Source organism: Sphingobacterium griseoflavum, assembly GCF_014653155.1.
In the GTDB taxonomy this organism is placed as follows: Bacteria; Bacteroidota; Bacteroidia; order Sphingobacteriales; family Sphingobacteriaceae; genus Sphingobacterium; species Sphingobacterium griseoflavum.
Map to the genome: position 1 here is coordinate 179,253 of NZ_BNAF01000009.1, position 15,428 is coordinate 194,680.

At 42.9% G+C, this 15,428-nt stretch carries 10 protein-coding genes; 4 read left to right on the forward strand and 6 right to left on the reverse strand.

Annotation, left to right across the window (positions count from 1 at the left end):
* Window positions 1-188: 188 nt before the first annotated feature.
* Window positions 189-3,323, forward strand: coding sequence for a SusC/RagA family TonB-linked outer membrane protein (locus IE165_RS13120; protein ID WP_189627086.1), 3,135 nt, complete (start codon window positions 189-191; stop codon window positions 3,321-3,323).
* Between the two features lie 75 nt (window positions 3,324-3,398).
* Entirely contained in the window at window positions 3,399-4,922 is a 1,524-nt protein-coding gene (locus tag IE165_RS13125) for a RagB/SusD family nutrient uptake outer membrane protein (protein ID WP_229826552.1), read from the forward strand.
* Window positions 4,923-5,141: 219 nt separating this feature from the next.
* On the opposite strand, the gene nrdF is transcribed toward IE165_RS13125, so the two are convergent.
* The 4 genes from nrdF to IE165_RS13145 form a co-directional block, all read right to left on the reverse strand.
* Window positions 5,142-6,128 carry a class 1b ribonucleoside-diphosphate reductase subunit beta gene (nrdF, locus tag IE165_RS13130; RefSeq protein ID WP_189627088.1) on the reverse strand — a complete coding sequence of 329 codons (987 nt, stop codon included), beginning with the start codon at window positions 6,126-6,128 and terminating at the stop codon, window positions 5,142-5,144.
* Window positions 6,129-6,289: 161 nt separating this feature from the next.
* Entirely contained in the window at window positions 6,290-8,395 is a 2,106-nt protein-coding gene (nrdE, locus tag IE165_RS13135; protein WP_189627089.1) for a class 1b ribonucleoside-diphosphate reductase subunit alpha, read from the reverse strand.
* A complete protein-coding gene (gene nrdI / locus IE165_RS13140) occupies window positions 8,355-8,762 on the reverse strand; it encodes a class Ib ribonucleoside-diphosphate reductase assembly flavoprotein NrdI (protein ID WP_189627090.1) in 408 nt (135 codons plus the stop codon). The genes nrdE and nrdI overlap by 41 nt, the downstream gene beginning before the upstream one ends.
* Before the next feature lie 35 nt (window positions 8,763-8,797).
* The gene (locus tag IE165_RS13145; protein ID WP_189627091.1) at window positions 8,798-9,031 is read right to left on the reverse strand and encodes a thioredoxin family protein; all 234 of its coding nucleotides are present in this window, start codon (window positions 9,029-9,031) and stop codon (window positions 8,798-8,800) included.
* A gap of 338 nt (window positions 9,032-9,369) precedes the next feature.
* On the opposite strand from IE165_RS13145, the gene IE165_RS13150 reads away from it, so the two are divergent.
* Window positions 9,370-11,871, forward strand: a complete 2,502-nt coding sequence (locus tag IE165_RS13150) for an alpha/beta hydrolase family protein (protein WP_229826553.1) — start codon at window positions 9,370-9,372, stop codon at window positions 11,869-11,871.
* 50 nt (window positions 11,872-11,921) lie between these two features.
* Here IE165_RS13150 and IE165_RS13155 read toward each other — a convergent pair whose 3' ends face one another.
* Entirely contained in the window at window positions 11,922-12,440 is a 519-nt protein-coding gene (locus tag IE165_RS13155) for a DUF2911 domain-containing protein (RefSeq protein WP_189627092.1), read from the reverse strand.
* Between the two features lie 198 nt (window positions 12,441-12,638).
* Between IE165_RS13155 and IE165_RS13160 the strand changes: the two genes are divergently transcribed.
* Entirely contained in the window at window positions 12,639-14,078 is a 1,440-nt protein-coding gene (locus tag IE165_RS13160; protein ID WP_189627093.1) for a S41 family peptidase, read from the forward strand.
* A gap of 72 nt (window positions 14,079-14,150) precedes the next feature.
* Here IE165_RS13160 and ilvA read toward each other — a convergent pair whose 3' ends face one another.
* Window positions 14,151-15,398 (reverse strand): threonine ammonia-lyase IlvA, encoded by a 1,248-nt coding sequence (gene ilvA / locus IE165_RS13165; RefSeq protein ID WP_189627094.1) that lies wholly within the window; start codon window positions 15,396-15,398, stop codon window positions 14,151-14,153.
* Window positions 15,399-15,428 lie beyond the last annotated feature (30 nt).

Below are 15,428 nucleotides of genomic sequence, written 5' to 3' on the forward strand. Positions count from 1 at the left end.
AGGTTTAAAATGTGTAATAAAAATCACAAAAAGTTTTTTGGTCCCAAACTAAATGTGTTAATTAGTGTTAACGTTATACTAATTTAAACCTACCAATGTACTGTCTTTTCCCTATGTGAAGGTAGTGTTGGTCGGCATTAAAGTTGGTATATCGTGCGGCTAAACTATACTTTACAAACATTAAATTTATGTGGAACATTGACAAACTAAAGCTATCCCAGGGGAAACTCTGTATGCTTTCCCTTGTGATGTTGGCGACCAGTTATGGTTCTACCTATGCCAATATCAATTCTTCAAAACCTATCCCATCGACCGCTTTTTCAAAACAACAAACTGTTTCAGGACGCGTTACCGATGCGGCTACGGGCAGTCCTATCGCTGGGGCAACCGTTACGGTTCGTGGCACAACGACTGCGACCCAAACCGATGAAAGTGGTGCGTACAGCATCCAAGCCGCTGCAGGCCAAATTTTGGTAGCGACATTTATAGGCTACAAGTCGTTGGAATTGCCCGTAGGCACGGCAAATGTAGACTTTCCGTTAACAGCAGATGGCGAATCGCTGGATGAAGTCGTGGTGGTAGGATATGGTACGATGCGCAAATCAGATGTAACCGGTTCCATTTCTATGGTAAAGGGGCAGGATATGATTAAAAATCAAAATTTCAGTGCCCTGGACAATTTGCGAGGACAAGCAGCAGGTGTAAATGTATATTCCAACTCCAGCCAACCGGGGGCGTATGCCAACCGCGTGGTGATCCGCGGTACTGCTTCGATCAACTCTTCATCCAGCCCGCTTTATGTCGTGGACGGCGTGGTGATGGAAAATTTTCACTTGGTGAACCCGAATGATATTGAGCGTATGGAAGTATTGAAAGACGCTTCTTCTGCGGCTATTTATGGTGCACGTGGTGCTAACGGGGTCATCTTGGTTACAACAAAACGAGGTTCTAAAGACGGACGTAGAACCATAAGTTACCAAGGGTCGGCCAGTGTGAGCTCTCCACAACGCTACATGGATGTCTTGAACGCAGAAGAGTGGGTACAAGCCTTTATGATCGGTTTAGAAAATGAAAATACCTACATGCCTGATAAATACAATTGGTCTTTAGATCGTAAAGATTGGTTCAATGATCCAAACTATTTTGATGCCAATGGGAACCCATTGTATGATACCGATTGGCAAAGGGAAGCAACGCGTACGGTTGTTTCTCAAAATCATCAGCTGAATATCCAACAAGGTGATGAAAAGTCCTCGATGGGTGCATTCATTAATTATACCGATCAGCAAGGGGTTGTGAATAACACCTACAACAAACGTGTGAACGGTAAATTGGCATACGATTCGAAAGTGAAAGATTGGCTTTCTACAAGTATAAACTTAACAGCGAATCATACTTACGGTCGTTTTACACCCGAAGACGGCGGTGGGCAAGAGGCACGTCGTACGATGATCGAGATGTTACCATGGTTGCCTGTTTACCAACCAGACGGACAGTATAGTTTTTCTGGCTCATCAACGGTCAACGGTGTTTTAGGCTTCGAAGGGATGTCCAATCCCGTTGCTATCTTAGATCTACAAGAACGGCAGCGTGCCAATACGCAAATTTTTGGTAATGCAGCCTTGACTTTCCATTTGGCTGATGGCCTAGATTTGAAAACCCAATATGGTGTAGATAAACAACGGAGACTGTACCGTGGCTATTCTTCCGTATTGCTACATAATATTTCTCGTCCAAACGGTTGGGCACAGATTGAAAACGAAGATATCTTCTACTGGCAGCAAGAAACCTATTTGAGCTACAATAAGCAATTTAATAATCACCGTATTAATGCGGTAGCCGGTTTATCTTGGCAAGGACGCGAGCGCGAATTCAGTATGAATCGTACAGAAGGCTTTACCAGCGATTTCTTTAAATGGAACAATATGGCGGCGGGTTCTTTGCCGCAAGCACCAGAATCTGCTTATGAACGTTGGGGTATGAATTCTTACTTTATGCGTGCAGCTTACACATTAAATGATAAGTATTCGGCTACAGTGACAGGTCGTTATGATGGTTCATCGCGTTTCGGAGCGAATAACAAGTTCGGCTTCTTCCCATCTATGGGTCTGGCTTGGGTAGCATCTAAGGAATCATTCTTACAAGATGTCTCTTGGTTAGACAATCTGAAATTACGCAGTAGCATTGGTATCACCGGTAACTCCGAAATTGCACCTTATCAATCTATTGGTAGAGCCATTAACAATACCCAACTGCTGGGCGGTTCGCGTATGCCAACATCTTATTTAAGGAACATACGGAATGACGACTTGAAGTGGGAGAAAACAACCACGATCGATGGTGGTTTCGAATTAGGGTTGTTTCAAAATCGCTTGAACTTTGATGTCTCGTACTACAATCGTAGAACAACAGATTTGCTTCTGGAGGCGCCACTTCCAAATGCATCCGGATTTGAGTTCGTAACACAGAATATTGGTGCGGTAAATAATAAAGGCTTTGATATTATGATCAGCGGAGCACCTGTTCGTAATGAAAATTTCCAGTGGACATCTACGATCAATATGAACTACAATCAGAATCGCGTCGTTCAATTGGCTAACAATAACGCAGATATTCTTCAAAATAGCTTTGTATCTGGTCCAAACAGTGTTATTCGCGTTGGGGAAAACTTAAATAGTTTCTATGGCTACCGTCGTAACGGCATTTTCACAGTAGAAGACTTTGAAAATGGCCTTATAACAAGAGAACAGATTGGTCGACCAAACCGCTCGGCAAATCAAGAAGTTTTAGGGAAAGGCATTCCCGATTGGTCAGGAAGTTTTATCAACACATTCAACTACAAGAATTTTGATATGACAGTTGATATGCAGATTGTCTATGGTGTAGAAACATTGCAACAATTTTATCATTCCACTTACGATCGTTTTGGTATCACCAATGGTTTGAGCGAAATTTTGACGGATGCTTATAGCCCTTCAAATCCAAACACCATGCAACAGGCTATATTCTTGACTAATGGTGGTCACGCTGGTCAGGATACACGTATTGATTCTTCTTGGATCGTGGATGGTTCATACCTACGTTTCAACCTGATTCAGCTAGGTTACTCGTTCGACTCGTCGTGGGCACAACGTTTAGGTATTTCTGGTTTGCGTGTGTATGCTAGTGCGAACAACCCGTGGTTAATAACTTCTAAAGACTTTAAGGGATATGATCCTGAAAGTACGTCTACCGGTGATGGAAATAAATTTGGACAAAATGTGACGTTCTTCTCTTATCCGCGAGCAAAGACATTTACCTTCGGTTTGAACCTAACGTTATAATTAAACCTTTAATACTAAAGACAGATGAATTTTAAATATATCATATTAGGACTTAGTTTATCAACTATGTTGTGCATGAGTTCCTGTAAAGATTTTTTAGACGAAAATCCGAGAAGTGAAGTTGGTGAAGACGACTACTACAAAACGCAGGGGCAAGCTTATGAAAACGTCAATGTGTTGTACCGTTTGGGTGCACCAACTTTTTATGGAAATGCCAACGGTGCATACCAAGGACCGTTTGCATCGATTCCAGTCATGTTAACGGGCTATTTTGAAAATAGCTATGAAGGGCAGGAGCAGATCAACCAATACTCCCGTCTGTTAACAAGACAGCAAAATACGCGTATCGTTTCTAACAGGGTGAATGAGATTTGGCGTACTGCTTTTCAAGCTATTAATATAGCCAATAGTGCGATCAAAAATATTCCTAACATCGCAATGCCTGATGATTTGAAAGCCACATTAATCGGAGAGGCGAAATTCTTCCGGGCTTTTAACTACTTTTTCATGGTAAAAATGTTTGGAGGTTTACCTTTGTCTACTGATCAGTACGCAAGCTTGGATCAAGATTTCTTTTTGCCACGTAGCTCCCCGGAAGAAGTTTATGAAGTGATTGAATCCGATTTAATCGCTGCGGTGGAAACCTTGCCTGCAGCAATCTTCAATAGCAGTGGACGTCGTGTGAACAAAAATATAGCTGCAATGGCGTTGGCTAATGTATACCTTCAGCAAAACAAATTTGACGAAGCCGTGCCTTACATTGATATTGTGCTTCAGTCGGGCCATTCGTTAACTCCGAATACCGATTTGAACACCCTTAGTGCCTTTAATAGTTTGCGTACTTCGGATCTATTGGATGAAACTATATATGCGATGGAATTTGATGAGGGGACTAACTCAGGTGGATCATGGCCAACATATGGTTTTACGGCATCTGCCAATGCTATCTTCGATAAGTACACCATTTTCGAGCGTGTGTATGGTCCGACAAATAGGTTCCTCAATGTGTATGAGGCAGATGATTTGAGGATTCAACCCAGGCAGTTTTACCATTGGACATATACCAATCCAGACAATGGCAAGACTTGGAACGGGGGTAACACCGCCGGCGTATGGTATTTTGTCGAGGAGGATGCGTTGTTAAATACGGGCCGATCTACGAAAGATAGGAATATCTATCGCTATGCGGAAGCCTTGTTAATAGCTGCGGAGGTTAAAGCACGTACCACGGGCGTTGCTTCGGCAGCAGCTCACCTGGCGGAGGTGAGAGCTCGCGCAAGCACTACAGGGGAAACGGTAGCACAGATCACCGCTCAACTACAAGGCTTGTCGGTCGATCAGTTCGTACAAGAAGTATGGAAAGAGCGTTTACGGGAATTACCTTTGGAATTTAAAATGTGGGATGATTGTTTACGGACCGGCATGTTTCCAAATATTTCAGCTGACGTAAAAGGCCAAGTTACCTTCACGCCATTGGTTGGTGCAGCAAATGGTTCGGGTGCTATTTTCAAAGAGACAGATTTAGTATACCCAATCTCTTTGGATGAGCTACAGCGAAACCCTAACCTGACCCAAAATACAGGTTATCAAACAAACTAGCTGATCCTAAAGCTAGATTTTAAGATGAGCTGCGGGATTATATCCTGCAGCTCTTTTTTGTTTTGTGCATTGGGATTAGCACGAACAGATGTCCAAACCATTCTGCTGTTTCCAACTAAATCGGAACAAGGTGTAACATTTCGTGTTAACAACGGTATAAAAAAAGAGCTTCAACAAAGGAAGCTCTTTTTAAATATATTAGCGCTGGAGATCTAGTTGTTAAACTTCGATCGCCACTTCCATTTTGAAATCGTCGTCTCTCAGGTGTACAATTTCCATAGATTTTTCGTAGTTCGTTGACTTCTTCGAGAAAAAATCATGTTGTGTGGTTTCGGTATTTAAACCGTTCAATACAATAGGATTGACCTGCTTAACTTCAAAAATCGGGTCGAAACCGAGGTTCATGAGTGCTTTGTTACCATTGTAGCGCACATATTCCTTTACTTCAGCTGTCAATCCCACTACCGTATAGAGCTCTTCGGTATATTTCAACTCATTTTCGTATAGATCGTTCAGTAGGTTCAGGAAACGTGCTTTCACCTCTTCCTTGTTTGGAAGGCGGCTGTAGACCTCTTGCGCGATTAAACCAACGAATACACCGTGGATAGACTCGTCTGCTACGATTTTTTTAATAATATCTGCCGACGCCACCATTTGTCCCTGTCCGCATAACCACAGGGGCAAGAAGAAGCCAGAATAAAACAAAAAGGATTCCAATAACACTGATCCGGCTAGTGCCATGAATAGTTCTTCGTCGGTTACGCGCTCTTTGTCGATCGCCCTGTAGTATTTGTCAATGGTAGCCGCCTTGTACTGCAAGAATTTATTTTCTTTGACCCAGCCAAATACGTCATTGATTTCATTGGTCGTAGAAACCGTCGTAAAAATCGTTGAATATGATTTTGCATGGATGGCTTCCATCATACACATATAAGACAAAACCGCTTTATTTTGTAGGGATCCGATATGATCAATGATTTTCGGCATGCCAGTATGGCTTTGTAGGGTGTCCAAAAGGGTTAAACCTCCCAAAGCCTTTTTATAGCATTCTTTCATATCCCAGCTTAAGCCTTTCCAGCTGTCAATATCTTTGGATGGGATATATTCGGTATCGATCCAAAATTGTTTGATATTCTGTTCCCAAAACATCAATACGTAATCGTTATCTGGTGTGTTCCAGTTTACGGCGCTAAATTGTTTGCTCATGCTTATTCATTTTTTGGAGTCGTAAAAAAGGTGTTCTGTGAGAAGAAACGGAAGGAGAAACGCAGATAAGTGGTGTTATCGGTTTCTCCTTTACGCGTGTTACATCCGTAACCTTTATGCTTGACTTATTCGTTTTACTATTTCTTTTTAATCATGACACGTTATGCCGAGCAAGAAATACACTCTTCTACGGTTGATTTGCGCGTACGGGTGTAATACAAAGATTTCAGGCCGATTTTATGGGCATAAATATAATATTTAGCCAAGTCGCGCGTCGAGTCTTTAGAATTGGTGTGCAAAATGGTCGATACACCCTGATCGATATGACGCTGTATGACGGAAATTAATTTCAATACCTTAAACTGATCCATGTCATAAGCCGATTTAAAGTAGAAGTAATTGTCATTTGTCAGGTATGGCATCGGGTAATAGGTGGTACTATCGCCATATTCGCGAACTTCGATAATATCTACGACGGGCATCACGGAAGCTGTTGCATTCATGATGTAGGAAGTAGATTGATTAGGGGCAATGGCTAGGCGGTAAGCGTGGTAAATACCGTGCTCTTTCACTTGTGCTTTTAAATTTTCCCAATCTTGGCTTGTCGGAATGTGGATGCCTTCAAACAGTTCTTTTACCTTATCCGTGGTTGGTTGATATTCGCGTTCTGTGTAACGATCAAAATATGTACCGTCGGCATATGCTGATTTTTCAAAACCTGTAAATGTTTTGCCTCGTTCTTTGGCAATCTCCATAGATGCTTCGAGCGAATAATAATTCATCATCATAAAGAATGTATTGGCAAAATCCAGCGCTTCTGTAGATTCGTACATGATGAAGCTTTTTGCTAAGAACCCGTGAAGGTTCATGGCTCCGAGTCCGACCGAGTGCAGCTCCCTGTTCGCTTTTGCAATAGAGGGAACCATATCAATATTGGTAACATCTGTAACAACCGTCAATGCACGCATGGCTGTTTTAACGGTTTCCTTGATGCGTCCGTTGTCCATTACGGTAGCGATGTTCAACGAACCTAAATTACAGGAAATTCCGTAACGGATGGTATCTTCTTGCCCATAGATGTTGATATCAGAAACTTCGGAAACTTGCATGATCTCCGTGCATAAATTGGAAAACTTAACTTTTCCAAGCCCGTTTAGCGCATGCGCCTTATTCGTGTTTTCTTTGAAGAAAATATAAGGATAACCCGATTCTTTTTGTGTTTGTGCTATCCGAACCAGCAAATGGCGTGCATTGATTTTTTTCTTTTTAACGTTCGGATTGGTGATCAATTCGTCGTACATCTTGTCCATATCTAACTCGTCGAGATATTGACCATATTCCTGCATGACGGTGTGGGGATAAATCAAATAACAAGCCTCGTCTTTTTCGGCAAGTTCCATAAATTTATCGGGAACAATGATACCGATCGAAAGAGATTTGATACGCACCTTCTCATCCACATTGATTTTTTTACAATCCAAGAATTCTTCGATATCCGAATGGAAGATATTGAGGTAAACGGCACCAGCACCAGGGCGTTGGCCCAATTGATTGGCATACGAGAAGGTATCTTCCATGATTTTCATGATCGGAAGCACGCCGCCGGCGCGACCTTCCACGCCCTTTATGGCTTCGCCACGTGCACGGATCTTGGAGATGTTGAACGATACACCCCCGCCGATCGACGATAGTTTCATAGCCGAGTCCACCGCGTATCCTATGCCGTTCAGGTTGTCACCAATCTCATCTAAAAAGCAAGAAACTAACTCTCCAGAACGTTTTTTGCCAGCATTCAAGAATGTCGGGGTAGCGGGCTGATACTCTTGATTGATCATAATTTCGGCATACTCGATAGCTTTTTGTACACCTTCTTTGCGCGCTAGGAAAAGCGCAACGGCCACCACACGGTCTTCGTAGCGCTCCAAGAACTTCTCTCCAGAGTCATCGCGAAGGGCATAGCTTTGGAAAAACTTGAAAGCGGCCATAAATGATTGGAAGCGGAATTTTTTCGCGTATACAAAATTAAACACCTGTTCTATTTCCTCAAAAGTGAACGACTGATAGAAATCGATGTAATAGTTGTTCTCTATTAAATAGTCGACTTTCTCTTTCAGTGTGTAAAAGAATACCGTGTTTTTGTTCACGTATTCTAGGAAATAGGCGCGTACAGCTTCTTTATCTTTATGTAAGCTGTACTCGTCATCATGCTTAATCATGATTTCATTGTTAAGCAATATCCAATTTTTTGCTACCTCGTTTGCTATCATTGTATTGGTGTTTAATAATGTCAATAAATTGATTGATATCCTCCATGGTGCCCGAAAGCTCAAATTTCATCGCCAAAGGCACATCGTAATCTTCCGATATCTTGTCCGCTGCCCGTCCAAAGTTTCTGCCCCAATTTCTGTTTCCGCTGGATGTAACAGAAAAAATCTTGCCTGCATAACTATCCATAAACGACTGTGTTTTTTCTGGAACGCAGCCTAATTTCGTTGTGAAGGTAATCAAATGTCCTGCTTCCTGCACAGCAAGCCCCTCTTCAATTTTATGGGCTTGCCAGCCAGTGATTTGAATCACCTTGTTGATAAAACGTTGAACGTTTCCAGTCTTCGAATCGTAATATAAGTGTACCATTGCTCGCTCGATTTTTGTTTCGGGATGGAGGACTTTTATAACGCAATCAGTGCCAATTCTTCGGGTTTAAAGCCGATAATGCGTTGTTGAACTTCTTCATTATCTAGGACAAGAACCGTTGGTACCGTTCTGATACGAAACTTAGCTGCTAGATCCGGCTGATCAAATGGATTTACTGTTTCGTATGCAATACCTTTGTTATCTAAGTAAGCTGACACTTGTGCGCATGGAGCACAGTCATTTTTTTCGAATTTAATGATTCTTGCCATGTTGTTGTTAAGTTTATGTGTCGGATGCGCATGACATCCTAGAAGTTTAAAACACGAGACTCGAAAGCAGACTTGCATTTAGAGTGAAACAAATATCCACTATTTTAATTGGGCCTGTTAATGATACTTTTCCACATGGTCTTCAAACTGAAAGAATAAATGCGCTTCTCTGCTTGTTTTTTATTGTAAAATGTTGGTTTACAGTTTTTGATAAGAATGTTGAAAACTTTAAACCGTAAATAATCGCTAGAAATTTGCGCGCAATATCCCGTATTTTTCGCTCACTTTTTACGTATAAAATTACTACTTTTTTGACTTAACTTTAACAGTATTTTTGGATGCAATATGTATTGGAGATCGCCGTCCATAACAATCTTGTTAGCATCTTCACCTACCTATTAATTATTGCTACCTTGTATCGAAAATCCAATACGATGAAATGCTTTTCTTTTTTTTTATTTATTTCTTTTTGTACCAGTATCTATGCACAAGAGCATGTTACCTATCAAAAACCTCCGGCCGAGATTTTGCAACTAGCAGATTACCAGAGACCCCCTTCCGTGATGATAAGTCCAGATGAGAGCTGGATTATACTTTCCTATCGAAGTACGTACAAGAGTCTAGACGAATTGAACGCGCCAGAGGTTCGTTTGGGTGGTTTACGCGTCAATCCGCAGACCAATATGGCGAGCGCGACGAGCTATGTAAACAACGTCAAGATAAAGAACTTTGGCCTTGCCGAAGAAAGGCAAGTGCAAGGCCTTCCGGATAGTCCACGTATAGCTCACATGCTTTTTTCTCCAGATTCGAAGAAACTGGCTTTCACACATACCACGGCAAATGGTGCCGAGTTATGGATTATTGATATACCAAGCGCCACGGCGCGTAAACTTTCGGATGCACGGTTGAACGCCAGTATGGGCAACCCTGTGCAATGGTATAAAGATGGTACGAAGTTACTGGTTGCAACGCTGCCTGTAGACCGTCCAGCGTGGATAGATAGTAGTAAAGACTTGCCCACGGGACCGATTGTTTCGACAAGTGGCGGACAGGTTTCGCAGTTGCGCACCTATCAGGATTTATTGAAAACCCCGCAAGACGAGTCCAATTTTGAAACATTAACGAAGGCCGAGTTGTATGCCATCGACCTTAACGGACAGCAAACAAAAGTGCACGATGCTGGCATCTACAGTCAGCGTTCCTTCTCTCCGGACGGGAAATACTTGCTGTTGACCATGGTAAAGCGTCCTTTCTCTTATGTAGTTCCGTATTATAATTTTCCGCAGGAAACTATCGTATTTGATGTGGAAGCCAGGCAAAAGGTCAAAACCGTAAATGAAACGCCCCTAATCGAAGTACAACCTAAAGGATTTTCGTCTACCAGAGCAGGCAAAAGAGGTTTGAATTGGCGTGACGATAAGCCAGCCACGCTCATGTATGTGGAGGCATTGGACGGTGGAGATGCGTCGAAAAAAGCACCATTCAGAGATGAACTGTTTTCTTGGGATGTACCATTTACCAGCGCTGCAACCTCGTTGATGAAATTGGCAGATCGCTATGCCGGTGTTTTGTGGGGCGATGAAAATCATGCTTTGGTTTATACCCGGTGGTATGATACCCGGAATGAGACGACCATACTGTTGAACCCTACTACAAAATCGACAAAGATCATTTCAACGCGAAACTCACAAGATGTGTACAGCGATCCAGGAAACGTATACACCGCAAAAAATAAATGGGGCTCCTATGTCATGTTCGTTGCGGATAACAAAAGCTATTGGGTAGGTGATGGTTATACCAAAGAAGGGCAGTTTCCTTTTGTAGACGAGCTAGACTTAACTTCCCTAAAGAAAAAGCGCCTCTATACCGCTAAGCTGGACGGAAAGAAGGAAAGCATAAGCCGTATTTTGGATATCAAAAAAAATACCATTTTAGTTTCTGTACAGTCGCCGACCGACTATCCCAATTATTACGTGCGCAATATGCGCACAGGTAAGGCCAGTGCACTGACACAATTGGAAAATCCTTTTAAATCATTGACAGGTGTACAGAAAGAAGTAATACACTATAAACGCAAAGATGGGGTGGATCTTTCTGGAACGCTTTATCTGCCAGCAGGGTATGATAAAACAAAGAAAGAAAAGCTGCCGCTGTTGATCTGGGCTTATCCAACCGAATATAAAGATAAAAGCACTGCGGGTCAAAGCACAGCGAACCCATATGCTTTCACGTATCCGTCCTATGGTTCTTTTGTCTATTGGGTAACCAAAGGTTACGCTGTGCTCGACGATGCGGCTTTTCCAATTATCGGCGAGGGCGATGAGGAACCCAACGATACATTTATTGAGCAATTAGTGGCGAACGGTGAAGCAGCAATAGATGCGGTCGATGCGCTTGGCTACATCGATCGGACCAAAGTTGGGGTAGGTGGGCACTCCTACGGCGCGTTTATGACAGCCAACCTATTAACGCATTCCAATTTATTTGCCGTGGGGATAGCTCGTTCGGGGGCATACAATCGTACGTTGACACCCTTCGGCTTTCAACGAGAGCAACGTAATTACTGGGATGTACCCAACGTGTACAATGGGATGTCGCCTTTTATGCATGCGGATAAAATGAAAACACCGATGTTGCTGATTCACGGTGCTGCCGATAATAATCCCGGCACGTTTACGCTGCAAACCGAACGTTACTTTCAAGCGCTCAAAAATTTGGGAGCGCCGGTGCGCATGGTGCTCCTACCTTTCGAAGCACATGGATACACGTCCGAAGCGAATATTCTACATACGTTATGGGAGCAGGATCAATTTTTGGAGAAATATTTAAAAAATAAATAAAGAAACCGGCCGTTGGGAATTCTCAACGGCCGATTTCTCTTTATGCTATTTTATTTTGTAGCCTTTATTTGGAAGGGAATAGCATGTTCACCCCATGCAAGCCTTATGCTGCCTGATGGAGCGGCCGTAATAGTGAATTGTTCCTGGCTGGCGCTTGCTGTAGCGTTAGAAACATTAACCCGTAATGCATCTTGGCTTTCATCATATTTCGTGCCCCATTGGTCCCATACTTTATTGAAGATGAGGGTTGTCTGCTGTTGCCCCGGAATAGTGTATAGGCTGTACTTGCCAGCCGAAAGCGGCTTTCCTTCAATGGTAACATCTTTGTCAAACGCAATCGTTGTTGCTTCATTGGCGCCTGTGCGCCAAATTTTTCCGATGGGTGCGATATCTACACCCAGTTGCCTGCCTTTTAGCGACGGTTTGCTATAATGGATGCTGATATTCACACCGTCCTGCGTGGTGATGTTGACACTGTCCGGCGGACTCGGCCTCTTACTCTTATCATTCTGTGCAAAACCGACAAAACTGATCATCATCAGAAAAAATAAAATAGGTGCTGCTTTCATATCTCTATTTGTTATGTTTAGTTTATTAAACAGCTGTAGGTCAACATTGTTTGCCTTTAATAGGGCTTAAAATGTGTTAAATTTTTTGTGATAAATCCGTTGACGCAGATTTCCTCGTATATTCGTGTTAGATTGGCTAAAAGTCCCTTTATGAAAACTTGGAAATATTTGTGTTTAGTAGGATGCCTTGGCATAGCTATGAGTTGTAAAAAGGAGGTTGGGCCTACACCAGAACCGGAACCTGTAGACACCAAGGAACAATTGATACGCGATAGCATATACTATTACTACAATCAGCAGTCGTTGTGGACAGAATACATTCCCGACAATACGGTTCTTCGAACCTTTACGGCTAGCTATACCAGTAATGATGAGGTTTTGCGTGCATTAAAAGCCCGAACACCCTATTATGCCGGGTACAACGGCAGCATCGATCGTTTTTCCTTTATTGAGGAAAAGGGCTCTGGAAGCCAACAACGTAGCAGCAATGGGTTACGGATGGATACCAATGATGGCTATGGGATGTATTTTGGATGGCGCATTATTTCTGAGACTTTGGCTGCTCCTGTGCTTTACTTTGTAGAGGGAGGCTCGCCAGCCCAGAAAGCGGGAATTACACGGGGCTCGATGCTTTTATCGCTCAATGACGCTACCGACGTAACAGCGCCATATAATTGCAATGCCAGTGGAGCCTGCTATGTAGAGACGAATGCTTTCAATGATTTTCAAAACAAACTCAATACAGCTACAAACGGCAATACCATGCGGTTGAAAGTAAGGACGGTGGATGGACAAGAAATCGAACGCACCTTGACCAATGGAACATATGTCATCGACCCGTTACTCGCCGATACCGTCTACAATTACAATAAAAAAATTGGGTATTTCGCTTTTTCCTCGTTTGAAGAAGTCACGGGCAACAACCAAAATTATCAGAATTTCCAACGTGTTTTTCAACGTTTTGAAGCCGAGAACATCAAAGAGCTTATTGTAGATATGCGTTATAACACAGGAGGATATGTGCATACGGCACAATATCTGGCAAATAAAGTTGTCCCTGCATCGGGTGATGGAAACCGCATGTTCACCTATGAAGTAAATACAAATTTGCAGCCGTATACGGTTAGGGCATTCGATGGGCTAGATTTCAGGCCCGTGAATTTTGTCCGCAATAATAACTTGGAATTGGAAACTGTTTATTTTTTGGTCACCGAAGAGACAGCATCGGCTTCAGAGCTGTTGATCAATGTACTGAAGCCCTATATGCGAGTCGTTCTTATTGCAGAAACGACTCGTACATACGGTAAACCGGTAGGATTTTTCGCACAGGACATTATGAATGAAGAAATTTCCCTTTGGGTCACTTCTTTTAAAACCGTAAACAGCCGGGGGGACACGGACTATTGGGATGGCCTATCGGTTGATGAGACTAATGTAGCCGATGATATTGGTCGTGATTTTGGCGATCCTGCGGAAAATATGATTGCTCGTGCCATCAGTCTATCTGGGGGCAACAGCTCCGCGAGATTAAGTAAGTCGTCAGTTTCCCGGAGTGCAACTTCTGCAGGCTCATTACCCAAGAAGTTTAAGGTTGTCAACAAGCCTGATGAAAAGAATTTGTTAAAGAAAAGAAACTAGCTGAGCGTTAGATAAGCAAAAAGGGTGGAAAGTATATAAATCTTTCCACCCTTTTCTTTACATCAGCTATTATTATACCAGATACTCGAAAAGCGTCTGATCCTTATTGATTTCCATGAAGTCAAACTTGTAGGCTTTAAAGCGTTCGATGAGGCTGGTATAATCTTTTGGATCATTGAGCTCTATACCAATCAAAGCCGGACCACGTTCACGTTCAGTTTTTTTAATGTATTCAAAACGCGTAATGTCGTCTTTGGGGCCTAGTACTTCGGTGACCAACAACCTGAGCGCCCCGGGTCGTTGCGGAAAGCGGACAATGAAATAATGTTTAAAGCCCTCGTACAGTAGCGACATCTCTTTGATTTCGCTCATCCGGTCAATATCGTTATTCCCTCCCGACACCACACAGACCACTTTTTTTCCTTTTATTTCTTCCTTGTGAAACTCGAGCGCTGCGATGGACAACGCGCCGGCCGGCTCAGCAACAATTGCGTCTTTGTTGTACAGCTGCAGTATGGTAGTACATATCTTTCCTTCCGGGATAGGTTTGACACTATCCAGTAGCTGGCTACTGATGTCATAGGTTAACGTGCCTACTTTTTTCACAGCAGCACCATCAACAAATTTGTTGATCTGCTCCAGTTCGATAGGGCCTTGATTTTTCAATGCTGCAAGCATGGATGGGGCTCCTTCTGGCTCAACCCCGTAAAGCTTTACAGCGGGTGCATGTTTTCTCATGTGATAGCTCACGCCTGATGATAGACCACCGCCGCCGATAGGGATGAAGATCGCATCTAAGTCGGGTAAATCTTCTAAAATCTCGACGGCTACCGTTCCTTGGCCTTCGATGACTTTCAGGTCATCAAAAGGTGGGATAAAGGTCATGCCGTGCTCTTTAGTATAGTCTAAAGCTGCTTTTTGGCAATCGTCAAACGTATCGCCGGTTAACACGATTTCGATTTGGCCATTTCCCCACATCTCTGTTTGCGTTATTTTTTGGCGTGGCGTGGGACCGGGCATGAAGATCACGCCTTTAATACCCAGTTTTTTACAAGACAAGGCAACGCCCTGTGCGTGGTTGCCGGCGCTGGCGCAGGTGACACCTTTATTTCGCTCTTCTTCAGAAAGGCTAACAATTTTGTTATAGGCTCCGCGAAGCTTGTACGAACGTACTACTTGCAGGTCTTCTCTTTTCAGATACACCTCTGCTCCATATTTCTCGGAAAGATGTAAATTATATTGCAAAGGCGTACGGTTGACCACATCTTTGATGCGTTCTGCCGCCTGTTGCGAGTCTAGAGAAAGGGTTGATAAATCCATAGCGGATAGAAAGTCAAAGGTCAAAAATAA